General features: G+C 58.9%; 22 protein-coding genes. 17 read left to right on the forward strand and 5 right to left on the reverse strand.

Going from position 1 to position 22,182, the window contains the following annotated elements:
* Positions 1 to 65 precede the first annotated feature (65 nt).
* The 13 genes from paaA to paaY all read left to right on the forward strand — a co-directional run bounded on the left by paaA (position 66) and on the right by paaY (position 11,281).
* Positions 66 to 995 (forward strand): 1,2-phenylacetyl-CoA epoxidase subunit PaaA, encoded by a 930-nt coding sequence (paaA, locus tag NNN71_RS16435; protein WP_271458929.1) that lies wholly within the window; start codon positions 66 to 68, stop codon positions 993 to 995.
* Positions 996 to 1,005: 10 nt separating this feature from the next.
* Positions 1,006 to 1,293, forward strand: coding sequence for a 1,2-phenylacetyl-CoA epoxidase subunit PaaB (gene paaB / locus NNN71_RS16440; protein WP_003030843.1), 288 nt, complete (start codon positions 1,006 to 1,008; stop codon positions 1,291 to 1,293).
* A 7-nt stretch (positions 1,294 to 1,300) separates the two neighbouring features.
* A complete protein-coding gene (paaC, locus tag NNN71_RS16445; protein WP_249021831.1) occupies positions 1,301 to 2,056 on the forward strand; it encodes a 1,2-phenylacetyl-CoA epoxidase subunit PaaC in 756 nt (251 codons plus the stop codon).
* Positions 2,057 to 2,068: 12 nt separating this feature from the next.
* Entirely contained in the window at positions 2,069 to 2,569 is a 501-nt protein-coding gene (gene paaD / locus NNN71_RS16450; protein ID WP_167575867.1) for a 1,2-phenylacetyl-CoA epoxidase subunit PaaD, read from the forward strand.
* A 7-nt stretch (positions 2,570 to 2,576) separates the two neighbouring features.
* Positions 2,577 to 3,647 carry a 1,2-phenylacetyl-CoA epoxidase subunit PaaE gene (gene paaE, locus NNN71_RS16455; RefSeq protein WP_271458930.1) on the forward strand — a complete coding sequence of 357 codons (1,071 nt, stop codon included), beginning with the start codon at positions 2,577 to 2,579 and terminating at the stop codon, positions 3,645 to 3,647.
* Entirely contained in the window at positions 3,644 to 4,411 is a 768-nt protein-coding gene (gene paaF / locus NNN71_RS16460) for a 2,3-dehydroadipyl-CoA hydratase PaaF (protein WP_223802592.1), read from the forward strand. The genes paaE and paaF overlap by 4 nt, the downstream gene beginning before the upstream one ends.
* Positions 4,412 to 4,413: 2 nt before the next feature.
* A complete protein-coding gene (paaG, locus tag NNN71_RS16465; protein WP_271458931.1) occupies positions 4,414 to 5,202 on the forward strand; it encodes a 2-(1,2-epoxy-1,2-dihydrophenyl)acetyl-CoA isomerase PaaG in 789 nt (262 codons plus the stop codon).
* Between the two features lie 3 nt (positions 5,203 to 5,205).
* Positions 5,206 to 6,624, forward strand: coding sequence for a 3-hydroxyacyl-CoA dehydrogenase (locus tag NNN71_RS16470; RefSeq protein ID WP_271458932.1), 1,419 nt, complete (start codon positions 5,206 to 5,208; stop codon positions 6,622 to 6,624).
* Positions 6,617 to 7,039 (forward strand): hydroxyphenylacetyl-CoA thioesterase PaaI, encoded by a 423-nt coding sequence (paaI, locus tag NNN71_RS16475; protein ID WP_163445528.1) that lies wholly within the window; start codon positions 6,617 to 6,619, stop codon positions 7,037 to 7,039. The genes NNN71_RS16470 and paaI overlap by 8 nt, the downstream gene beginning before the upstream one ends.
* The gene (pcaF, locus tag NNN71_RS16480; protein ID WP_271458933.1) at positions 7,039 to 8,244 is read left to right on the forward strand and encodes a 3-oxoadipyl-CoA thiolase; all 1,206 of its coding nucleotides are present in this window, start codon (positions 7,039 to 7,041) and stop codon (positions 8,242 to 8,244) included. Before paaI ends, pcaF begins: the two co-directional genes overlap by 1 nt.
* 28 nt (positions 8,245 to 8,272) lie before the next feature.
* Positions 8,273 to 9,589, forward strand: coding sequence for a phenylacetate--CoA ligase PaaK (gene paaK, locus NNN71_RS16485; protein WP_163445532.1), 1,317 nt, complete (start codon positions 8,273 to 8,275; stop codon positions 9,587 to 9,589).
* Between the two features lie 157 nt (positions 9,590 to 9,746).
* A complete protein-coding gene (gene paaX / locus NNN71_RS16490; RefSeq protein ID WP_271458934.1) occupies positions 9,747 to 10,673 on the forward strand; it encodes a phenylacetic acid degradation operon negative regulatory protein PaaX in 927 nt (308 codons plus the stop codon).
* Between the two features lie 11 nt (positions 10,674 to 10,684).
* Positions 10,685 to 11,281: a phenylacetic acid degradation protein PaaY gene (gene paaY / locus NNN71_RS16495; protein WP_223802595.1), complete on the forward strand. Its 597-nt coding sequence runs from the start codon at positions 10,685 to 10,687 to the stop codon at positions 11,279 to 11,281.
* Positions 11,282 to 11,343: 62 nt separating this feature from the next.
* On the opposite strand, the gene NNN71_RS16500 is transcribed toward paaY, so the two are convergent.
* Positions 11,344 to 12,234 carry a LysR family transcriptional regulator gene (locus tag NNN71_RS16500; protein WP_167575861.1) on the reverse strand — a complete coding sequence of 297 codons (891 nt, stop codon included), beginning with the start codon at positions 12,232 to 12,234 and terminating at the stop codon, positions 11,344 to 11,346.
* Between the two features lie 102 nt (positions 12,235 to 12,336).
* Here NNN71_RS16500 and NNN71_RS16505 point away from each other — a divergent pair, with 102 nt between their 5' ends.
* Positions 12,337 to 12,894, forward strand: coding sequence for an adenylate kinase (locus tag NNN71_RS16505; RefSeq protein ID WP_223802597.1), 558 nt, complete (start codon positions 12,337 to 12,339; stop codon positions 12,892 to 12,894).
* Between the two features lie 58 nt (positions 12,895 to 12,952).
* The gene (pptA, locus tag NNN71_RS16510) at positions 12,953 to 13,180 is read left to right on the forward strand and encodes a tautomerase PptA (protein WP_163445541.1); all 228 of its coding nucleotides are present in this window, start codon (positions 12,953 to 12,955) and stop codon (positions 13,178 to 13,180) included.
* Positions 13,181 to 13,233: 53 nt separating this feature from the next.
* Here the strand turns inward: pptA and NNN71_RS16515 are convergent, their stop codons facing one another.
* Positions 13,234 to 14,613, reverse strand: a complete 1,380-nt coding sequence (locus NNN71_RS16515; protein WP_271458935.1) for a glycoside-pentoside-hexuronide (GPH):cation symporter — start codon at positions 14,611 to 14,613, stop codon at positions 13,234 to 13,236.
* Between the two features lie 22 nt (positions 14,614 to 14,635).
* Positions 14,636 to 16,207, reverse strand: a complete 1,572-nt coding sequence (locus NNN71_RS16520) for an alpha-L-rhamnosidase-related protein (protein WP_271458936.1) — start codon at positions 16,205 to 16,207, stop codon at positions 14,636 to 14,638.
* A 201-nt stretch (positions 16,208 to 16,408) separates the two neighbouring features.
* Here NNN71_RS16520 and NNN71_RS16525 point away from each other — a divergent pair, with 201 nt between their 5' ends.
* Together NNN71_RS16525 and NNN71_RS16530 are read left to right on the forward strand one after the other, a co-directional pair.
* Positions 16,409 to 17,230 carry a helix-turn-helix domain-containing protein gene (locus NNN71_RS16525; protein WP_163445547.1) on the forward strand — a complete coding sequence of 274 codons (822 nt, stop codon included), beginning with the start codon at positions 16,409 to 16,411 and terminating at the stop codon, positions 17,228 to 17,230.
* 3 nt (positions 17,231 to 17,233) lie between these two features.
* Positions 17,234 to 18,274, forward strand: coding sequence for a LacI family DNA-binding transcriptional regulator (locus NNN71_RS16530; protein WP_249021823.1), 1,041 nt, complete (start codon positions 17,234 to 17,236; stop codon positions 18,272 to 18,274).
* 25 nt (positions 18,275 to 18,299) lie between these two features.
* Here NNN71_RS16530 and NNN71_RS16535 read toward each other — a convergent pair whose 3' ends face one another.
* A complete protein-coding gene (locus NNN71_RS16535) occupies positions 18,300 to 19,646 on the reverse strand; it encodes an MFS transporter (RefSeq protein WP_191091002.1) in 1,347 nt (448 codons plus the stop codon).
* A 36-nt stretch (positions 19,647 to 19,682) separates the two neighbouring features.
* Entirely contained in the window at positions 19,683 to 22,166 is a 2,484-nt protein-coding gene (locus NNN71_RS16540) for a hypothetical protein (protein WP_271458937.1), read from the reverse strand.
* Between the last annotated feature and the right edge of the window lie 16 nt (positions 22,167 to 22,182).

Below are 22,182 nucleotides of genomic sequence, written 5' to 3' on the forward strand. Positions count from 1 at the left end.
TTCATAAAACAAAGTGATTCGCAAAAAATGATTTGTTGAATTTATCGGAATCATAAGGTGATGACGTGACAGAAGAACAACGCTTTGACCAGCGCATCGCGCAGGAAACAGCCATCGAACCGCAGGACTGGATGCCGGATGCGTACCGCAAAACGCTGATCCGCCAGATTGGCCAGCATGCGCATTCAGAAATCGTCGGCATGCTGCCGGAAGGCAACTGGATCACCCGCGCCCCAACGCTTCGCCGTAAAGCGATTCTGCTGGCGAAGGTGCAGGACGAAGCCGGGCATGGCCTCTATCTCTACAGCGCGGCGGAAACGCTCGGCTGCGCTCGCGAAGACATCTACCAGAAGATGCTCGACGGGCAGATGAAATACTCCTCCATCTTTAACTACCCGACGCTGACCTGGGCGGATATCGGCGTGATCGGCTGGCTGGTCGACGGCGCGGCGATTGTCAACCAGGTGGCACTGTGCCGTACCTCTTACGGCCCGTATGCCCGGGCGATGGTCAAAATCTGCAAAGAAGAGAGCTTCCATCAGCGTCAGGGCTTTGAAGCTTGCATGGCGCTGGCGGAGGGGAGTGAAGAACAGCGGCAGATGTTGCAGGACGCGATCAACCGCTTCTGGTGGCCGGCATTAATGATGTTCGGGCCGAGCGATGACAACTCGCCGAACAGCGCTCGCAGCATGGCGTGGAAGATCAAACTGCATTCCAACGACGAACTGCGTCAGCGCTTCGTCGACAACACTATCCCGCAGGTCGAGATCCTTGGCATGAAGGTGCCGGATGCCGATCTGACGTTTGACGAAGCTACCGGTCACTACCGTTACGGCGAAATCGACTGGCAGGAACTCAACGAAGTCATCAACGGGCGTGGCATCTGTAACCACGAGCGTCTGGGCGCCAAGCGCAAAGCCTGGGAAGAGGGGGCATGGGTGCGCGAAGCCGCGCTGGCGCATGCCGAAAAACAACGCGCTCGCAATGCCGCCTGAGGAGAAAAAGATGAGCAAAACATACTGGCCGTTATACGAAGTGTTTGTCCGCAGCAAACAGGGTCTGTCGCACCGCCACGTGGGCAGCCTGCACGCCGCCGACGATCAAATGGCGCTGGAAAATGCCCGCGATGCGTACACCCGCCGCAGCGAAGGCTGCTCCATCTGGGTGGTGAAGGCGAGCGAAATCGTCGCCTCACAGCCGGAAGACCGCGGTGAGTTCTTCGACCCTGCCGAGAGCAAGGTCTACCGTCACCCGACGTTCTATACCGTGCCGGACGGCATGGAACATATGTGAGGCAACGATGAACACGCAAAACCCCGTTGCAACCTATGCGCTGCGTCTTGGCGATAACGGCCTGGTGCTGGCCCAGCGCTTAGGCGCCTGGTGCGGCCACGCGCCGGAGCTGGAGATTGACCTGGCGCTGGCCAATATCGGCCTTGACCTGCTGGGGCAGGCACGCAACTTCCTGAGCTACGCCGCCGAACTGAACGGTAGTGGTGATGAAGACACGCTGGCCTTTGGCCGCGATGAGCGTCAGTTCAGCAACCTGCTGTTGGTGGAGCAGCCGAACGGTAATTTCGCCGACACCATTGCCCGTCAGTTTTTTATCGATGCCTGGCATGTGGCGCTGTTCAGCCGTCTGGTAAATAGCCGCGACGCACAGATTGCCGCCATCGCCGCCAAAGGGCTGAAAGAGGTGCGTTATCACCTGCGCTTTAGCCGCGGCTGGCTGGAGCGTCTGGGCAACGGCACCGACTATTCCGCGCAACTGATGCAGCAGGCAATCAACAACCTGTGGCGCTTCACCGGTGAACTGTTTATGGCCGATGAGCTGGATATCAGCCTGAGCAAGCAGGGCATCGCCGTTGACCCGCGCGAATTGCAGGCCGAATGGCAGGCGACGGTGCACACCGCGCTGCTTGATGCGGGTCTGCAAATCCCTGAAGAAGCTGCGTTCCGTCGCGGCGGTAAGCAGGGGCTGCACAGTGAACATCTCGGCCCGATGCTGGCAGAGATGCAGTATTTACAGCGGTCGTATCCCGGCCAGCAGTGGTAGTAGGAGGTGGCTATGCAACGTCTCGCCGCAATCGCGCCCCCGGAAGTGCGTACCGTCTGGGGATTATTAAGCGCCATTCCAGACCCGGAAGTGCCGGTGCTGACCATTACCGACCTCGGCATGGTGCGCCGCGTGGAGCGTCACGGCGACGGCTGGGTGATTGGCTTTACGCCGACCTATTCAGGTTGCCCGGCCACCGAACATCTGTTGGGGGAAATTCGTGCAGTGATGGCGGAGCACGGTTATACGCCGGTGCATATCGTGCTGCAGCTCGACCCGCCGTGGACCACCGACTGGATGAGCCCGGATGCCCGCGAACGTCTGCGTCAGTACGGTATCAGCCCGCCGCAGGCCCACGCCTGCCACGCCGACGCGCTGCCGAAGGATGTGGTTTGCCCGCGCTGCGGCAGCACCCACACCTCGCTGATTAGCGAATTCGGTTCCACGGCCTGCAAAGCGCTGTATCGATGCGATAGCTGCCGTGAACCCTTTGATTACTTTAAATGTATTTGAGGCTGCGATGACAACATTTCATTCGCTTACCGTGGCAAAGGTTGAACCGGAAACCCGTGATTCGGTCACCATCACTTTTGCCATTCCCGACGCGCTGCGTAGCGTTTACGCCTTCCGTCCGGGCCAGCATCTGACGCTGAAAACCCGCCTGGGCGGGGAAGAGTTACGCCGCTGCTACTCCATCTGCCGCAGCCGCTCGCCGTCTGAAATCAGCGTGGCGGTCAAAGCCATCGACGGCGGCCGCTTCTCCCGCTATGCCCAGAGCGATATTCAGCAGGGCATGGCGCTTGAGGTGATGGTGCCGCAGGGGCACTTTGGCTACCAGCCGCAGGCCGGGCGCCAAGCGGAATATCTGGCGATTGCCGCCGGTTCCGGCATTACGCCGATGATGGCGATTATCGAAGCCACACTGGCGACCGAACCGGCGAGTCAGTTCACTCTGATCTACGGCAACCGCAGCAGCCACAGCATGATGTTCCGCCAGGCGCTGGCAGACCTGAAAGACCGCTATCCGCAGCGTTTACAGATAGTGCACCTGTTCAGCCAGGAGTCGATGGACAGCGATCTGCTGCAAGGGCGTATTGACGGGGAAAAACTGCATGCGCTGGGCAAAACGCTGATCGATTTCAGCCGCTTTGACGACGCCTTTATCTGCGGCCCGTCGGCGATGATGGACGAAGCCGAAGTGGCGCTGCGCGAACTGGGCGTGCCGGAGAAATCGATTCACCTTGAGCGCTTCAACACCCCCGGCAGCAGCGTGAAACGCGCCACCGGCATACAGGCGGAGGGCCGCACGGTCACTATCCGCCAGGATGGCCGCGACCGCCTGATTTCGCTGAACGCCGAAGATGACAGTATTCTCGACGCCGCGCTGCGTCAGGGCGCGGATCTGCCGTTCGCCTGTAAAGGCGGCGTCTGCGCCACCTGCAAATGCAAGGTGGTGAGCGGTAAAGTGGCGATGGCCGCCAACTACAGCCTCGAAGCCGATGAAGTGGCGGCGGGCTATGTTCTTAGCTGCCAGGCGCTGCCCACCAGCGGCGACGTGGTTGTCGACTTTGACGCGCGGGGGATGGCATGAGCGAACTGCTGATTACCCGTCACGACCGCGTGCTGCAACTGACCCTAAACCGCCCGCAGGCGCGTAACGCCCTGAACAATGCGCTGCTGACGCAGATTGCCGAAACGCTGGAAAGCGCGGCGGCAGATTCAGGTATCAGCGTCTGCGTGATTAGCGGCAACCCGCGTTATTTCGCCGCCGGTGCCGATCTCAACGAAATGGCGGAAAAAGACTTGCCCGCCACCTTCGACGATATTCGCCCGCGTCTGTGGGCGCGTATTGATGCCTTCAACAAACCGCTGATTGCGGTGGTGAACGGCTACGCGCTGGGCGCGGGCTGCGAGCTGGCGCTGCTGTGCGATCTGGTCATTGCCGGCGATAACGCCCGCTTTGGTCTGCCGGAAATTACCCTCGGCACCATGCCGGGCGCGGGCGGTACGCAGCGGCTTATTCGCAGCGTCGGAAAAGCGCTGGCCAGCCGCATGGTACTGAGTGGCGAAAGTATTGATGCCGGGCGCGCGCAGCAGGCCGGGCTGGTGAGCGATATTCACCCGGCGAACCTCTCTGATGAATACGCGCTGAAGCTGGCGGCGACCATCGCTCGCCACTCACCGCTGGCGCTGCGGGCGGCAAAGCAGTCGCTGCGTCTGGCCCAGGAGGTGGGATTGCAGGCCGGTCTGGTGCAGGAACGTCAGCTGTTTACGCTGCTCAGCGGCACCGAAGATCGTCGTGAAGGCGTGAGCGCCTTTTTAGAAAAACGCACACCGGAATTTAAAGGACGCTAATCGTGGACGCATTCATTCTCAGCGAAGTGGAACAGGGCGTAATGACCCTCACCCTGAACCGCCCGGACCGACTCAACAGCTTTAATGATGTGATGCACCAGCAGCTTGCCGACTGCCTGAAACAGGCCGAACGCGACGACACCATTCGTTGCCTGCTGATCACCGGCGCCGGACGCGGCTTTTGCGCCGGGCAGGATCTGAACGACCGTAACGTTGACCCCAGCGGCCCCGCGCCGGATCTGGGCATGTCGGTGGAACGCTTTTACAACCCACTGGTGCGCCGTTTAGCCGCGCTGCCAAAACCGGTTATCTGCGCGGTGAACGGCGTCGCCGCCGGTGCTGGCGCCACGCTGGCGATGGGCTGCGACATCGTGATTGCCGCGCGTTCAGCAAAGTTTGTCATGGCCTTCAGCAAGCTCGGCCTGGTGCCGGACTGCGGTGGCAGCTGGGTACTGCCGCGCGTTGCCGGTCGTGCTCGTGCCGTTGGCCTGCTGATGCTCGGCGACAAGCTCAGCGCCGAACAGGCCGCGCAGTGGGGGATGATCTGGCAGGTGGTTGACGACGCCGAGTTGAAAGATACCGCGCTGACCATGGCGCGCCATTTCGCGACCCAACCGACCTATGGTCTGGGGCTGATTAAGAAAGCGCTACAGCTTTCCGAAACTAACTCGCTGGATCAGCAGCTTGAGCTTGAGCGCGACTACCAGCGCATGGCCGGTCGCAGCGACGATTATCGTGAAGGCGTCAGCGCCTTCCTCGCCAAACGTCCACCTCAGTTCAGCGGGAAATAAGCCATGAGCCAGACTCTTCACACCGTCGCGGTGATTGGCGGCGGCACCATGGGGGCCGGGATTGTCGAAGTGGCAGTGAGCGCCGGGCACGCGGTGCGGCTGTACGACATTTCCGCCGAGGCGATTACGCGCGCTATCGACGGCATTGCCGAGCGCCTGAACGCCCGCGTTAGCCGCGGCAAAATTAGCACTGAACAGGCGCAGGCGCTGCTGGCGCGTATTACGCCGGCAACCGAATTAACGCAGCTTGCCGACGCGCAGCTGGTGATTGAAGCCGCTTCCGAGCGTCTGGAGATTAAAAAGGCGCTGTTCAGCGAGCTGGCGGAGATTTGCCCGCCGTCAACGCTGCTGACCAGCAACACCTCGTCCATCTCCATTACCGCCATTGCGGCGGGTATCAAACACCCGGAACGCGTGGCCGGGCTGCATTTCTTTAACCCGGCACCGGTGATGAAACTGGTGGAAGTGGTGAGCGGGCTTGCCACCTCTACCGAAGTGGTCGAGCAGCTTTGCCAGTGCGTAACCGCCTGGGGCAAACAGCCGGTGCGCTGCCGCTCCACGCCGGGCTTTATCGTTAACCGCGTGGCGCGTCCGTACTACGCCGAAGCCTGGCGCGCGCTGGAAGAGCAGGTGGCATCAGCGGAAGTGATTGACGCGGCGCTGCGCGACGGCGGCGGCTTCCCGATGGGGCCGCTGGCGCTGACTGACCTTATCGGCCAGGACGTGAACTTCGCCGTGACCAGTTCGGTGTTTAACGCCTTCTGGCAGGACCGCCGTTTTCTGCCGTCGCTGCTGCAGCAGGAGCTGGCGCTGGCGGGTCGTCTGGGCAAGAAGAGCGGCCACGGCGTTTATCGCTGGCCTCTGGAAAATCAGCCTGAACTGGCGCTGGCTGCCGTTTCCGCCGAACGCGCCGCGAAGAGGGTTAAAAGTGACGTTGTCACAGAATTGGACGATGTGCTGCTGCTGGAAACCACCGGTGAAACCGCGCTGTCCTTAAGTGTGCAGCACCAGCGTCCGGTGGTGGTGTATGACCATGCCGCGGGCGATACCGTTGTGCTGGCCGGCGCGCCAACCAACCCGGATTCAGCCACCGACAAAGCGGTGTACTACTTCCAGCAGCAGGGCAAAAAAGTGCTGCGTATTGCCGACTACCCAGGACTTCTGGTGTGGCGTACGGTGGCGATGCTGGCGAACGAAGCGCTGGATGCGGTGCAAAAAGGCGTGGCCAGTGCCGAGGATATCGATACCGCGATGCGTCTTGGGGTGAACTATCCACGTGGCCCGCTGGCCTGGGGGCAATCGCTCGGCTGGGGGCGCGTGCTGCGTCTGCTGGAAAACCTACAACAGTACTACGGCGAAGAACGTTATCGCCCCAGTGCGCTGCTGCGCCAGAAAGCGCTGATGGAGATGCGTGATGAGTAACGAAGCCTGGCGCAACGCCCGCGCCATGTATGAGAAAGACACCTGCGCGCAGGCGCTGGGGATCGAAATTATCGAGATGGACGACGGCTACGCGCAGATGACGATGACCGTATCGTCCTCGCAGTTGAACGGGCATCAAACCTGCCACGGTGGGCAGCTTTTCACGCTGGCGGATACCGCCTTTGCCTACGCCTGCAACAGCCAGGGGCTGGCAGCGGTGGCATCGGCTGCCAGCATCGATTTTCTGCGTCCGGCCTTTGCGGGCGAGAAATTAACCGCCACCGCCCGGGTGAAACAGCAGGGCAAACTGACCGGTGTCTATGACATTGAAATCGTCAACCCGCAGCAAAAAACCGTGGCGCTGTTTCGCGGCAAATCGCACCGCATCGGCGGCACGATAACAGGAGAAGTCTGATGCGTGATGCATTTATTTGTGACGGCATTCGTACGCCGATTGGCCGCTACGGCGGCGCGCTGGCCGGGGTTCGTGCCGACGATCTGGCGGCCATTCCGTTGCGTGAATTGTTGAGCCGTAACCCGAAGTTAGACCCAACCTGTATCGACGATGTCATTTTTGGCTGCGCCAACCAGGCCGGGGAAGATAACCGTAACGTCGCCCATATGGCGACGCTGCTGGCGGGCTATCCGTACGGCGTTTCCGGCACCACCATCAACCGCCTGTGCGGCTCCGGCCTTGATGCGATTGGCTTCGCCGCGCGGGCGATTAAAGCGGGCGATGCGGATCTGATGATTGCCGGCGGCGTGGAGTCGATGTCCCGTGCGCCGTTCGTGATGGGCAAGGCGACCACGCCTTACCAGCGTCAGGCCGAGATGTTTGATACCACCATCGGCTGGCGTTTTGTGAACCCGCTCATGCAGCAACAATTTGGTACTGACAGCATGCCGGAAACGGCAGAGAATGTAGCGGAATTGTTAAATATAAGCCGTGCCGATCAGGATGCCTTTGCTTACCGCAGCCAGCAGCGTACCGCTAAAGCGCAGCATGACGGCATTCTGGCGCAGGAAATCGTGCCGGTGCAGATTATCGGTAAGAAGGGCGCGGTCAGCGCGGTGCGTGAAGATGAACATCCGCGTGCCGATACCACCCTTGAGCAATTGGCCGCGCTGAAAACTCCGTTCCGCAAGGGCGGCGTGGTGACGGCGGGCAACGCCTCCGGCGTGAACGACGGTGCCGCGGCGCTGATTATCGCCAGCTCGCAGCAGGCCGCCGCGCAGAGCCTGACGCCGCGCGCGCGTATTGTCGCCATGGCGACGGCGGGCGTCGAACCGAAATTCATGGGGCTTGGACCGGTTCCGGCGGTGCGTAAAGTGCTGGAGCGCGCCGGGCTGAATATTCACGATATGGACGTGATTGAGCTGAACGAAGCCTTTGCCGCCCAGGCGCTGGGCGTGCTCAGACAGCTTGGGCTGCCGGACGACGCGGCGCATGTGAATCCCAACGGTGGCGCCATCGCCTTAGGCCACCCGTTAGGTATGAGCGGCGCGCGGTTGGCGCTGGCAGCGACGCTGGAGCTGGAACGACGCAATGGACGCTATGCGCTGTGTACGATGTGTATTGGCGTGGGTCAGGGCATTGCCATGATCCTCGAGAGAGTGTGAGCTAATTGACCTGCGAGTACCCTACAAAATGACAACTACAACAACATTAGATCCGATTGAAACTGCATCGCGTGACGAGTTACAGGCCCTGCAAACCCAGCGTCTGAAGTGGACGCTGAAACACGCTTACGAAAATGTGCCGATGTACCGCCGTAAGTTCGATGCGGCGGGCGTCCATCCTGACGATTTTCATGAGCTGAGCGATCTCAATAAGTTTCCCTGCACCACCAAGCAGGATCTGCGCGACAACTATCCGTTCGATACCTTTGCGGTGCCGATGGAGCAAGTGGTGCGTATCCATGCGTCGTCCGGCACCACCGGCAAGCCAACCGTGGTTGGCTATACGCAGAACGATATTGATACCTGGGCGAATATCGTCGCCCGTTCGCTGCGCGCCGCAGGCGGCACGGCGAAGGATAAAATTCACGTCGCCTACGGCTATGGCCTGTTTACCGGCGGCCTGGGGGCGCACTACGGCGCTGAACGCTTAGGGGCCACGGTGATCCCGATGTCCGGCGGCCAGACCGAGAAACAGGCGCAGCTGATCCGTGATTTCAAACCCGACATGATCATGGTGACGCCGTCTTATTGTCTGAACCTGATTGAAGAACTGGAGCGCCAGATGGGCGGCGACGCGCGCGGCTGTTCGCTGCGTACCGGCGTCTTTGGCGCGGAACCCTGGACCACCGGTATGAAGGCGGAGATTGAACGTCGCCTCGGTATTACCGCACTGGATATCTACGGCCTGTCTGAAGTCATGGGGCCGGGCGTGGCGATGGAATGTATTGAAACCGGCGATGGCCCCACCATCTGGGAAGACCATTTCTTCCCGGAAGTGGTTAACCCGGACGATGGTACGCCGCTGGCCGATGGCGAGCACGGCGAACTGCTGTTCACCACGCTCACCAAAGAGGCACTGCCGGTGATCCGCTACCGTACTCGCGACCTGACGCGTCTGCTGCCAGGCACTGCCCGCACTATGCGCCGTATGGATCGCATCAGTGGGCGCAGCGACGACATGCTGATTATTCGCGGCGTGAACGTCTTCCCGTCGCAGCTGGAAGAAGAGATCCTCAAGATTGAACACCTGGCGCCGCACTACCAGCTGGAAGTCGATCGCCGTGGGCATCTTGATTCACTTTCGGTGCGCGTGGAACTCAAAGAGAGTAGCCTGGTGCTGAGCCATGAGCAGCGCTGCCAGATTTGCCACCATCTGCGTCATCGCATTAAATCGATGGTCGGCATTTCCACCGACGTCAGCATCGTTAACTGCGGCAGTATTCCACGCTCAGAAGGCAAGGCGTGCCGCGTGTTTGACCTGCGTAAGGCCGCTGCCAACGGCTGAGAATGGTAGGACTGATAAGCGCAGCGCCATCAGGCAATTCGGCGCAGTTTGCCGGATGGCGGCGTTGCCTTATCCGGCCTACAAACTCCTGGCGTTTCGCGGCTTTATTCCTGTGCTATGATTCAAAAAGGACAAAAACAACAACACTATGAATCATATGGAAAAACTCGATAGCTTTATTCAGCAGGCGGTGACAGCAATGCCAATCAGCGGCACCTCGCTGATTGCCTCGCTTTACGGTGACTGTTTATCCCAGCGCGGCGGCGAAGTCTGGCTTGGCAGCGTGGCCGCGCTGCTCGAAGGGTTAGGCTTTGGCGAACGCTTCGTGCGTACCGCGCTGTTTCGCCTCAACAAAGAAGAGTGGCTGGACGTGGTGCGCATTGGCCGCCGTAGCTTCTATCGTCTGAGCGACAAAGGCCTGCGCCTGACGCGTCGTGCCGAGAGCAAAATTTACCGCGCCAACGCGCCGGAATGGGACGGTACCTGGCTGCTGCTGCTCTCTGAAGGGCTGGAAAAAAACACCCTGGCCGAAGTCAAAAAACAGCTGATCTGGCAGGGGTTTGGCGTGCTTGCGCCGAGCCTTTTAGCCTCGCCGTCGCAAAAGCTGGCGGATGTCCAGTCGCTTTTGCACGAAGCCGGCGTGGCGGAGAACGTGATCTTCTTCGAAGCGCATTCGCCGCTGGCGCTCTCGCGCGCCGCGCTGCGTGAGCGGGTAGAGGAGTGCTGGCATTTGACCGAGCAGAACGCCATGTACGAAGCGTTTATCAAACTGTTCCGCCCACTGTTGCCGCTGCTGCGGGATGCGGGGCCGGATGAACTCACGCCGGAACGCTGTTTTCAGATCCGTCTACTGCTGATCCACTTCTATCGCCGTGTGGTGCTGAAGGATCCGCTGCTGCCAGAAGAGCTGTTGCCTGCCCATTGGCTGGGCCAAACCGCGCGCCAGCTCTGTATCAACATCTATCAACGCGTGGCCCCAGGGGCACAGGCTTTCGTCAGTGAAAAAGGCGAAAGCTCGGTAGGCGAACTCCCTGCGCCGGGGCCGCTCTATTACCAGCGTTTTGGGGGATTGCCCGAAGCGTAACAGGAGAAGCCATGCCGATTTACCAGATAGACGGAATGACCCCGGTTGTTCCGACGGAAAGCTACGTTCACCCCACCGCCGTGCTGATTGGCGATGTGATCCTCGGTAAAGGAGTTTACGTCGGGCCGAACGCCAGCCTGCGCGGCGATTTTGGCCGTATCGTGGTGAAAGATGGGGCCAACATTCAGGATAACTGCGTGATGCACGGTTTTCCCGGTCAGGACACCGTCGTGGAAGAAGACGGGCATATCGGCCACGGGGCGATCCTGCACGGCTGCGTGATTGGCCGTAATGCGCTGGTTGGCATGAGCGCGGTGATTATCGACGGCGCGACCATTGGTGAAAACAGTATTGTTGGCGCATGCGCATTCGTGAAAGCGCGTGCCGAAATGCCTGCCAATCATTTGATTATCGGCAGCCCGGCAAAGGCGATTCGTACCTTAACCGAGCAGGAACTTGAGTGGAAAAAGCAGGGCACTCGCGAATATCAGGTGCTGGTCGACCGTTGCCAGAAGACGCTGGTTGCCGTTGAACCGTTAACCGAAGAAGAACCGGACAGAAAGCGGCTGGTGTTCGACGAGAACTTGCAGCCTAAATCCGCAGTTTAGCTCTGACCTCTTACGGAAATGTAGGCCGGATGGCGGCTTTGCCTTATCCGGCCTACGCGTTTTTATGAGTAGCGTAACGCATCCACTAACAGCGCAAACGCGGCGGTATGCTGGCGACGGCTGGGATAGTAAAGCGAGTAACCCGCGAACGGCGCGCACCAGTCGGCGAGCACATGCTGCAAACGTCCGGCGGCTACGCCATCGACGATGGTGTCTTCCGGCACGTAGGCCAGGCCCAAACCGGCTTCGGCGGCCTCGATGCGTTGGGGCAGGGAGTTAAGGGTTAATTGTCCCTCAACCCGAACCCGCAGCGGCTCGCCGTTTCGTTCGAACTCCCATGCATATAACCCGCCGCGCGTTGGCAAACGCATGTTGATGCAGCGATGATGCTGAAGGTCGTGGGGTGTTTGCGGGATACCGCGGTGGGCAAAATATCCGGGAGAACCGACAACCGCCATGCGCATGTCGGGGCCAATACGCACCGCAATCATATCGCGCGCCACCTGTTCAACGAGGCGTACTCCCGCGTCAAACCGTTCACCGACAATATCGGTAAGGCCGTTATCCACAATCACTTCAATATTGATGTCCGGGTATTGCTGCATAAACGTCTTGAGTCGTGGCCAGAGCACGGTATTCATTGAGTGCTCGGCAGCCGTCAGGCGAATATTGCCCGCCGGTCGTTCGCGAGAATCGCGTAGAGCTGTAATTTCCTGTTCAATTTCTTGCAGATGTGGGCTGAGGCTTTGATAAAGTCGTTCTCCGGCTTCCGTCGGGGCGACGCTGCGGGTGGTGCGCGTCAGCAGGCGAACATCGAGGCGGTTTTCCAGATTACGCATCGCATGGCTCAACGCCGACTGTGAAACCCCAAGCTGTGCGGCCGCGCGGGTAAAACTGCGCTCGCGCGCGACGACCATAAAAGAGATCAGATCGTTGATGTTATCTTTTAACATAAGGTGCGACCATTAATGAATCTGGCTCATCGTTGCAGAATGATTTTTTCAGTGTAATAGCCGATGATTTATATGCAACAGGTGATATCAGGTGAGATGACAATGAAAATCAATGTGGTAGGCACCAGCGGCGTGGGTAAATCGACGCTGGCAAAGCGTCTGGCGGCGCTATTTTCCGTGCCTTATATCGAAATGGATACGCTTTACTGGCGTTCCGGTTGGCAGGGGGTCAGCGATGAGACGCTTTTCGCCGGGCTGGCGCAGGCCATCGCGGGCCCTGACTGGGTGCTGGACGGCAACTATAATCGCAGTCGCCCGGTAAAATGGCGCGACGTGGATCTGGTGGTGTGGGTTGATTACAGTTTCTGGCGCACCTTTCGGCAGGCCGTCACGCGTGCGACAGTGCGCGCATGGCGTCAGCAAGAGCTGTGGCCGGGTACCGACAACCGTGAGAGTTTTCGTCGCTCATTTTTTAGCCGCGATTCAATCATTCTGTGGACGCTAAAAACCTGGCGTCTCAACCGCCAGCGCTACCTGCAAGACATGGCCGATCCAGCCTGGGCGCATATCCGCTTTGTACGCCTGCGCAATCAGCGGGAAACCGAGGCGTTTATCGCGCAATTAAGCGCTGAATTCACTCCTTGCTCGCGCACGAAATGACGGATGAAGCGGCCTGACTGTGGTAGTTTTAGGGTTCTCATTATAAGGAGCCCTGCCCATGCCACACGTTGATATTAAATGTTTCCCCCGCGACCTGAACGATGAACAGAAAACCGCGCTCGCGGCGGACATCACTGAAGTGTTGATTCGCCATCTTAATACCAAAGACCGCTCGGTGAGCGTGGCCCTGAATCAGGTGCAGGAAAGCGACTGGCAGCAGGTCTGGGATAGCGAGATTGCGCCGCAGATGGAGACGCTGATTAAAAAGCCGGGTTACAGTATGTGATGATGATGTCGCCCGGCGTTGCTCTGGCACGCCGGGTGACTTCTGCACGGATATTATGCGGTTTTCGTTGCGGCGACCGCGGTCATCTCTTGTGGTGCATGCCGCCCCGCATCCAGGTCGGCGCGAATCTGCTCGTAGTCGTCATCCAGACGATAAAAGCGTCCAATACAGATCATCGAAGCGACAATCAGCAGCGCCGGAATATACAGATAGCAGGCTTTTATCGCCAGCATCGCGCTGGCGCTTTGCGTCGCGTTGGCGACATAGCCGCTGGAGGAGAGCAGCACGCCGATAATAGCCCCGGCTCCCGCCATGGCGACTTTACCGAGGAAGCCATTAATAGAGGTGAGAATACCTGCGGTATTAATGCCGGTTTTCCATACCCCGTAGTCGACCGGGTCGGCCTGCATTGAGAAGTAAATCGCCGTGCGTTGGCCTGCGCCGAGCGACAGGATCACGGCGCCAACAATCAGCCCCCACGTATTCGCTCCGGCGGCAATCATCACCCCCATGCCCAGCAGGTTAATGGTGCTGGCGACCAGATAGACATGACGTTTTTTCATGCGGCTGGCCAGCATCGGCACCGTTAGCGTACCGAGCAGCGGCACGAAGGTGGAAATCCCCGCGACCACCGCCGTCAACTCAACGTTGCCGACGTAGTAGTGGAAGAAGTACACCAGCGCGCCGGTCTGGAAGAAAAATGCGCCCCACATCAGAAAGATATTGATGGCGAAAACAAACCACGGTCGGTTGGCTCGCAGGCTCACCCACGCGCGCTTGAGGGTCATGCGCTCCTGAGTAATGCTGATACTCTCTTTCACGTTGCGAAAGCTGACCAGCAAAAAGAAGGTAGCGATCACGCCGAACACGATCGCCGTGTAGAAGAAACCGTGCGCCTGGTTACCTTTACCCAGTACGCTGACCAGCGGCAGCGTGGCGACGGCTACAATGGTTGCGCCAAGGGATCCGAGCAAAATGCGCACGGTAGAGAGCGTGGTGCGCTCGCCGGAGTCATTGGTCAGGAACGGCAGCATGGCGCAGAACGGAATATTCACCAGCGTATAGAGGAACGACAGACACAAATAGGTGATAAAGGCGTAAACCAGTTTGCCGGTGGTGCCAAAGTCCGGGACATAGAACGCCAGAATGCACAGCAGACCAAAGGGAACCGCGCCGAACAGCAAATAGGGGCGGCAGCGCCCCCAGCGGGTCGCGGTATTGTCAATCACCAGCCCCATCAGCACATCGGCCACGCCGTCGACCAGGCGGGTGACGAGGAACATCAACCCGACGTAGTAAGCCGGTAAGCCCATCACGTCGGTGTAAAAAAACATCAGGTAAAGCGAGATAAGCTGCCACACCAGGTTGCAGGAGAGATCGGCGATACCGTAGCCCACGCGCTGTTTCCAGCGTTCAAACGTTGTTTCTGCCATATAAATAAACTCGCGTTAGTTGTTACAGACCGTACAGGCGGATAAACCAGGCCGGGGTACAGCTCCATGCATGGCAGTAGCTATTGATAAGCTTGCTACCATACGGAGAAAATTCAGGATGCTGCGGATCAAACACTTCCCAGAAGGTGTCCGCGCCATAGCGCACCATTTCACCCCAGTAGGCTTTGATCTCCTTGACTGCCTGCTCGCGCAGCCCGCATTGCAGCAGGGCGGCAATAAAATGGTGGCGGAGATAGGGGGTGTTCATGGCGATCGCGGGCGGATGGCTCAGCAGCCGCTGCATAACCGCCAGACGCTGTTCCGGGTGGCCGACTTCCGCCAGCACCAGCCAGATTTGCGAAGCCCAGGAAACCTGGCGCGCCTCGCCGCTGACGAAATAGCCCTGCGCCTCATCCCAGAACTGTGTTTGCGCCGCCGCTTTTAAGCGCTGAAGCTGTGCGCGATAGGCGGCGACAAGCTGCGGCTCAAACCGTTCAGCCAGCCACAGGCCGCGTTGCAGGCAGTAGATCAGCACGCCCTGGGCCGCGGCCTGTTTGTTTAAACTTTCCTGCCAGTCGATAAACACCCACCAGTCGTCGCTGTCGCGCACGATCCCACTGTCGTCGAGGCGGGTAAAGGCCAGTTCGAGCTGTCGTCTGGCGACCGGCCACAATTCGCGCGCTGTGGCAAGATCTTCGGCGCTTTGCAGATAGTTGTAGAGAACATCGACAAAAAACAGCGAGTAGTCGAACAGGAAGGTGTCGTCGGCGATTGTCTGCGGTTTGACGAAGACGTTGGCGGAAACCATGCCGTCGGCACGCGTGTGGCCCGCGAACAGATACAGGCAACGACGCACCAGATCGTGGCGGGCAAAGGTCACGTCATTGACCAGTGCCTGCAGTCGAAGATCGCCGAGCCACAGGCGGCGGTCGCGCTTCGGACCGTCTTCAAAGACTTCCTGCATACAGTTTTTCAGCGTCAGTACCGACACCCGGTCAATGGCCTGGAGTTCGGCGTCGGCGCTCTCACATGACGGACACTGCTCGGGGGCTGAAGTGACGGTGTTGAGCAACAGGCTGTCGAAGCGCAGGCGGAATTTGCGCGACACGGCTTTGACCTCAATTTTCACGTAGCGGCAGCAGTAGCGACGCGGTAGCGCAACCTCGGCGGGCAACACGTCCAGCCATAAATCCTGCTGTTGCAGCCAACTGCTGCTGAGCCAGCCGCGGTAATCGCTAAACGGTTCGCACACCTCGCAGAGTGTCTCGCCAAAGGTGAGTTGCAGATGGGCGGGGGCATCCGGCGGGCTCCCGGCGCTGTGGCAGGCAAACTGCAGATAACCGACGCAGTGGCTGCCAAAATCGATAATCACGCTTTCGCCTTCGCTGAACTCGCGCTGATACAGCGCTTCCAGCGAACAGAGCGGCTCGGCGCGCCAGCCGAACAGCGCCTGCGGATCGGCAACGGCGTTAATGACGGCATGCGGCGATCGCGGCTGACGATGCAACTCAGGGGTGAGCGAGTCTGCCTTGTGCAAGAACTGCGGCAGGCGGACCATGGGGAGCTGGGCATTAAGCTGAATGGCTTGTGACATACGACGTCCTCGGAATAAGTTGTCCGCAGGATACGGCGGCGTGAGGGACGGCAACCACTCTGCTAATGCCAAATTTGGCGCGAGAGTGGCACTGATGGTGGGATAGTGCGACTGACGATCACAAATCCGCGATTCTCAATCGTCGTTGGGGCAAAAATGGCTTATCGTGCCGTCGTGCGGTAAGCCGTTTGGATAGCATCAATGATTACACTGACTACTGAATATTATTTCGCCAGTACCGGCGATAAGCTGGCGATGTATGCCAGCGACCCGGAGGATAATAACTGCGAGCATAGCCACGAGTTTGATGAACTGGTGATTGTGGAGCAGGGCCACGGTCTGCATGTTATTAATGGTCGCCCGTTGTATATTCAACAAGGGGACGTTTTTTACGTCAAATCTGGCGATTTTCATTTTTACGACGAGCTGGGAACCCTTAAGCTGATTAATATTTTGATCAATCCGCAGGTGCCGTTTCATTATTTGCGGCAGATTGACACGCTGCTGGGGCAGTTTTCAGCGCAGCAGGCCAGCTGTTACGGCTGGCTGTCGCCGGAGACACGTATGGCGTGTAAAGAGATGATTGCACAGATCTTTCTGCCAGAGATGCGGGAAGCGAAAAATCAGGCGTTACGCGAAGCGCGTTTTTTTCAGCTGGTCACTACGCTGCAATACGCGCAAACGCAGGCGGAATACAGCTCGACCAAATATAAACTGCATAAGCTATTAACCTGGCTACAAGAACACTGTTTTGAAGACCATAACTGGCAACAGCTTGCCGAGCGCTTCCATTTAACGACCCGCACCGCGTTTCGTCATATTAAAGAGGCGACGGGATTAACGCCGGATAACTATTTAAAACGGCTGCGGTTGGTTTCTGCGCGGGTTAAATTACGTGAAACGGAAATGTCGGTGACCGAAATTGCCTATTTATGCGGCTTTGCTAACAGCAATCATTTCACCACACTGTATAAAAAGGTCTTTGGAATTACGCCGAGTGAAGAGCGGCGGCAGAAAGGATGAGAGATGAGTAAATCAGACAATCAGGCCGAGCGCGATGCGGGATATCGCCGCGTCCGGCTGGAAGATATTGCGACCCGTTGTCGCACTTCGCTCAGTACGGTGTCACGGGCGCTCTCCGGTGAAAAAGGGGTCAGCCATGAACTGCGTACGCGTATTCAGGAAGTGGCGCGGGCGATGCGTTACACACCGGCTCAGGAGCTGGGTGGCGCGCGCATTGTGCTGGCCATTTCACAGGTAGCGATGCTCGATTATAACCGCTACCAGTTCAGCTGGTATGTTCTGCAAGGCTTGAAGGAACGGGCGAAAGTGCTGGGCGTTGATCTCACCACCCATCCGCTCAACGATAATGATAACGGTGCCCTGCAAGCGCTGCTGGAGGAACCGGACGTCGGGGGCGTACTGGCGCTGACGGTGGATGACAGCGGCTTTCTTAATACGGTGGTGAACCTGAAAAAACCAGCGGTGTTGGTGAACACCGAAGATCCGCTGATGCGCTTATCCAGCGTGCTGCCGTGTAACCGTTCTGCCACGCGCATGGCCTGTGAATACCTGCTGGATCGCGGCCATCGCGATATTCTGTTTTTAACGCACCCGGGCCGCCGAACGATTGAACAGCGTGAAGACGGCTGGCGAGACGCGATGCGCTGCCGTCAACTGCAGTGCGACGATTCACGTATTCTGACGGTCACCGACTGGCTGCCGGAACTGGCGGAGCAGGCGGTGATTGCGCGTTTTCGCGATAATCCGCGGGAGTGCACGGCAATACTGTGTGCGAATGATTCGCTGGCGCTCGGGGCGATCAATGGCGTGCGGGCCTTAGGGCTGCGCGTGCCGGAAGATATTTCGGTGATCGGGATGAATAACCTGCCGCAGGCGGAGTTTGCCACGCCGCCGTTGACCACCGTACATTTGCCGGTACAGGAAATTGGCACGCTGGCGCTGGAGCTGTTGCAGGATATGATTGCAGGGAGTGTGGAAATACCGCGACGGATTGAGCTGGCGTGCGCCATCGTTGAGCGTCAATCGGTGGCCCGTATCGCCTGATACGGGCCAGCCGGAGAGGAGCGGGTTACTCGAATTTAGCCCGTTCCATTTTCGGCACTAACAGCAGATACATCACCGCCCATGCCAACAGGTAAGCGACCGAGCTGATGGCGAACAGCGCCCAGTAGTTGCCAGAAGCTTCCAGCACGGCGCCAATGACCGTAGAGAAGATAACGCTGCCGATCATCCCGAAGGTGCTGCCGATCCCGACGACGGAGCCGACGGCGGCGCTTGGGAACAGGTCAGATACCGAAGTCAGAATGTTGGCGGACCAACCCTGGTGTGCTGCCGCCGCTAAACCGACCAGCGCGACGGCGGCCCACAGATTTTCGACCTGAGTGGCGGCGAAAATCGGCAGTACCAGACAGGCGCAAATCAGCATGGTGATTTTACGTGCGCGGGCGGTGCTAAAGCCTTTGCTCATCAACTTACCGGGTAACCAGCCCGCGCCCAGACTGCCGACGATCGCGAACAGATAAATGACAATCAGCGGCAGACCCAGACCTTCCATGTTGATACCGCGTGACTCGTTGAGCCACTTCGGCAGCCAGAACAGGAAGAACCACCAGATGGGGTCGGTCAACATTTTGCCTAATGCGACGGCCCACAGTTGACGGTAGCCCAGCAGACGCGTCCATTTGATCGCGGAAACGCTGACGGTTTCTTCTTTATCCTGGGCAATCCACGCTTGCTCTTCGGCGCTGGCTTTCGCTTTCACCGGACCAAAGGCGATAAACCACGGAATCAGCCACAGGAAGCCGACGGCGCCGAGAATTAAGAATGCGCCGTGCCAGCCGTAATGCACCGCGATAAGCGGGATCAACGCCGGCGAGATAACCACGCCGATATTGACCGCAACCCCGAGAATACCGGTGGCCAGCGTACGTTCTTTCTTGGGATGCCACTCGGCAATCACCTTCATCGCGGCCGGGAAGTTAGCCGATTCACCGAGACCCAGCAGCACGCGAACCAGCGCAAAACCGGCGACCGAACCGACGACCGCGTGCGCCATTGCCGCGGCGCTCCAGACCACCATCGCCACCGCATAGCTGATTTTGGTCCCCAGTTTGTCGATAATGCGCCCGCACACCAGCGTGCCGACGCCGTAGGCGACGGTAAACGCATTGACCAGCCAGCTGTACTCCATCTGCGTCCAGCCGATATCTTTTTGCAGCATCGGCGCCAGCAGGCCGAGAATTTGACGGTCCATGTAGTTAACCGTCGTCGCAAATACCAGCATGGAACACACCACCCAGCGATAGTTGCTTTTCGGTTTCGCCACTTCGCGAGCGGGGTTGTGCAGCGTATTCGGATTAACGTCACCAGAGGTCTGCCCGGCAGGCGCAGACGGTTTATCTATTTGCGTATCCATTATTATTTTCCTTGCCCGGTCTCTGCCGGGCGTTGGTTACAGAGGAAGTTCACTGCTACTGCCTGCAACGGTCCATTGCTGTGGGTCAAGCGTGCGGTTTTCGGTGCTCACTCGTCCATCGGCCAGGAAACGCACCGTGCCGTACAGCGGATCGTTGACTTCGATACTGCTGTCGTCATGTTGCGTCATGGTCAGGTCGTTAAAGCGCGCGCTGAAAGTCTCCAGGTCGCTGTCGACCCGATCGTTGATGCGAACCAGCCAGCAGGTTTGTTGCCCGTTAAGGCGAATTTCACAGCCGCGGGTTGGGCCCGTATTCACCGTTTCGAACGCCTGATTGCCCACCAGCAGCGCCATGCCGTCGCCGCTACGTACGGCAGCGCGCTGGCCGCTGATAGCGACTTCATCGAACTGGCTTTGCGGCAGCCATGCATGCGTAAACGGCGGTTGATCGGCATGCAGATTGAACGTCAGTACGGCCAGCCCGCGATATTGCTGAACGCGAGGCAGCGTGCCGCATCCACCCCAGTAAGAAGGGCGACCGAAACCGCCGTGCAGGGTTTCACCGGGGTGGTTAATCCAGATCTGCGCTTCGGGTTGGTTGCCAAGACGCAAATGGAAAGGCGTCTCCTGATAACCCCATTCTCCCCAGCGGTAGCCGGCAATTGAGCCCATCGCCGCGTGGCGGTTTTTGTAGTGATAGAGTTTGGCAATCCGGTTGGCCCCCTGAGCAAAGCACCACTCAATGGCGCTCTCTTTTTGCCATGCAGCCACCTCCGCCAGTTCTGCCGGCAGGGTGAGCAGGCCATCGCGCAGCAGCAGGGCGAGTTGCGGCAGGGCATGGAAACGGCAGCCGTAGTTGCCTTTACCCCAGAGCAGACGCGATATCGCCGCCAGCTCCAGAGAGCGCCCGGCACGAAGGGTATGTTCGTAAGAACGCCCCTGCGAGGCGGTCAGGAATCCCTGGTGAGCGGAACGGGCAATCTGTGCCAGCAAACGCGTGATCGCCGCAATGGCGCGTTGGCTGATTTGCTCGTCGCCCGACAGGGCTGCCAGCGCGGTGAGACCTTTCAGGTCGATAGGGAAATAAGGCGCCGAGTTCCATTCGGCCATTTCACACTGCTCGAAATGATCCAGCCAGCTGATGACGCGAGCCTTACCTGCCGCCGCCTGTTCGCGGCCGCTGCGCCCGGAACGGGTGAAAATGGCATCCGGGAAGAGGTTGCCTGCCAGCAGCGCGGCGGTGTGGAACAGCAGCGCGTGGTTCTCTGAGAAGTACCACTGAACATCGTTGCCCGGTTCGTCCATCCAGTAACGGAAGCGCAGAATGGCATCATCGATGCGCCCGCGAACCGCCGGATCGATCTTGTCGCCCCACACGGTGCGACACCACAGCAACGGCACCAGCGTAAAGTCAGCGCAATCATGGCAGTCGAGTACCGACGGCAGAACGCCCTCCAGCATCTGCTGAGTTTGCTCATCGTTGAGACCGCAGGCCAGGCGCGCCAGCGCTTTAACGCTGCTGTATTCGCCTTCCTGAGCGACGACGTTCAACGCCTCCGCAATGCGCGCTTCCTGGGTTTGCGGGATCGCCGTCTGGCGGTCGGCGTGGCAGATTTCGACGCCGAGGGTGCGGCTTATCCTGAAGCCTTCGCGTTGCAGCGTAATGTGGAAATTACGGAAGTCAGCCGGGATGTCTTCACTTTCCGCAATGGCGACCAGCGACTCGCCGGCAGGCAGACGGCTGTCCAGCGCGACCGGTTCATCGAGAGAGATAAAATCGCCCAGCACATTGACGTGCAGGTCATAGTCCGTCGATGCCTGCTGAGGAAATACCAGACGAATGGTGCCGCGGTTATACACCGGATGCTCAAAGGATGCGCCGTCAAGCAGCAGCTCCATCTCTTTGACCTGCGCGTCGGCCAGCGGGGTTTCCAGTGCGATTTGCAGCGGTTCGCCGGCAAGGTAGTCGAGCTGGAAAAAGAAGCGAATATCGCGTTCGGCTAAGTCATCAAACCACAGCTCCAGCTCATTTTTCCCCGCTTTCAGCGAAAGGGTGAATTCGCGCTGGTTTTCCAGGTTGCGCTGATAATCCGCCATCCAGAGCACTTCTTCGCCGTTCAGCTTGAGCAATGCGCCGCCGCAGGTCGCCAGACGGAAACGATACTCACCCGCCTGTGGGCAGTCGAGCTGCGTTCTGGCCCAGGCGCCAACGCGGGTTGGCCGGAACCAAAAGCCCGAGAGATCGACTCTGTCAGAGGCAAACGGGAACCACCAACGCGTGTAGCTTGCACTGGCGAACGGCTGCGGCTTTTTCTCGGCAAAGTGCTGGCGAAAATCATCGCGGCACGGATAGGTGTGAGGAATAAAGTTTTTATGTTTGCTTAAAAAGAAAAACGGATCCATTTCGCCTGCCATCGGTGAATCCACCGTGTCATAGCGCAAACTTGTAATATCAGATAGCTGCCAGTAGCGCACGGCGTTTCCCGCCGTTAAATTAAAATTACTATATTCTTTATCCATTTTTTTCTCCCTAAGA

This window comes from Kluyvera sp. Awk 3, from assembly GCF_028069715.1.
In the GTDB taxonomy this organism is placed as follows: Bacteria; Pseudomonadota; Gammaproteobacteria; order Enterobacterales; family Enterobacteriaceae; genus Kluyvera; species Kluyvera georgiana_A.

Coding starts and splice junctions, on each gene's coding strand:
- NNN71_RS16530 (WP_249021823.1), top strand. CDS start 17,234: ATGAGTAAATCAGACAATCAGGCCGAGCGCGATGCGGGATATCGCCGC.
- NNN71_RS16540 (WP_271458937.1), bottom strand. CDS start 22,166: ATGGATAAAGAATATAGTAATTTTAATTTAACGGCGGGAAACGCCGTG.
- paaC (WP_249021831.1), top strand. CDS start 1,301: ATGAACACGCAAAACCCCGTTGCAACCTATGCGCTGCGTCTTGGCGAT.
- NNN71_RS16505 (WP_223802597.1), top strand. CDS start 12,337: ATGAAAATCAATGTGGTAGGCACCAGCGGCGTGGGTAAATCGACGCTG.
- paaB (WP_003030843.1), top strand. CDS start 1,006: ATGAGCAAAACATACTGGCCGTTATACGAAGTGTTTGTCCGCAGCAAA.
- NNN71_RS16525 (WP_163445547.1), top strand. CDS start 16,409: ATGATTACACTGACTACTGAATATTATTTCGCCAGTACCGGCGATAAG.
- paaE (WP_271458930.1), top strand. CDS start 2,577: ATGACAACATTTCATTCGCTTACCGTGGCAAAGGTTGAACCGGAAACC.
- NNN71_RS16500 (WP_167575861.1), bottom strand. CDS start 12,234: ATGTTAAAAGATAACATCAACGATCTGATCTCTTTTATGGTCGTCGCG.
- NNN71_RS16535 (WP_191091002.1), bottom strand. CDS start 19,646: ATGGATACGCAAATAGATAAACCGTCTGCGCCTGCCGGGCAGACCTCT.
- paaK (WP_163445532.1), top strand. CDS start 8,273: ATGACAACTACAACAACATTAGATCCGATTGAAACTGCATCGCGTGAC.
- NNN71_RS16520 (WP_271458936.1), bottom strand. CDS start 16,207: ATGTCACAAGCCATTCAGCTTAATGCCCAGCTCCCCATGGTCCGCCTG.
- pcaF (WP_271458933.1), top strand. CDS start 7,039: ATGCGTGATGCATTTATTTGTGACGGCATTCGTACGCCGATTGGCCGC.
- paaI (WP_163445528.1), top strand. CDS start 6,617: ATGAGTAACGAAGCCTGGCGCAACGCCCGCGCCATGTATGAGAAAGAC.
- NNN71_RS16470 (WP_271458932.1), top strand. CDS start 5,206: ATGAGCCAGACTCTTCACACCGTCGCGGTGATTGGCGGCGGCACCATG.
- paaF (WP_223802592.1), top strand. CDS start 3,644: ATGAGCGAACTGCTGATTACCCGTCACGACCGCGTGCTGCAACTGACC.
- paaD (WP_167575867.1), top strand. CDS start 2,069: ATGCAACGTCTCGCCGCAATCGCGCCCCCGGAAGTGCGTACCGTCTGG.
- paaY (WP_223802595.1), top strand. CDS start 10,685: ATGCCGATTTACCAGATAGACGGAATGACCCCGGTTGTTCCGACGGAA.
- paaX (WP_271458934.1), top strand. CDS start 9,747: ATGGAAAAACTCGATAGCTTTATTCAGCAGGCGGTGACAGCAATGCCA.
- pptA (WP_163445541.1), top strand. CDS start 12,953: ATGCCACACGTTGATATTAAATGTTTCCCCCGCGACCTGAACGATGAA.
- NNN71_RS16515 (WP_271458935.1), bottom strand. CDS start 14,613: ATGGCAGAAACAACGTTTGAACGCTGGAAACAGCGCGTGGGCTACGGT.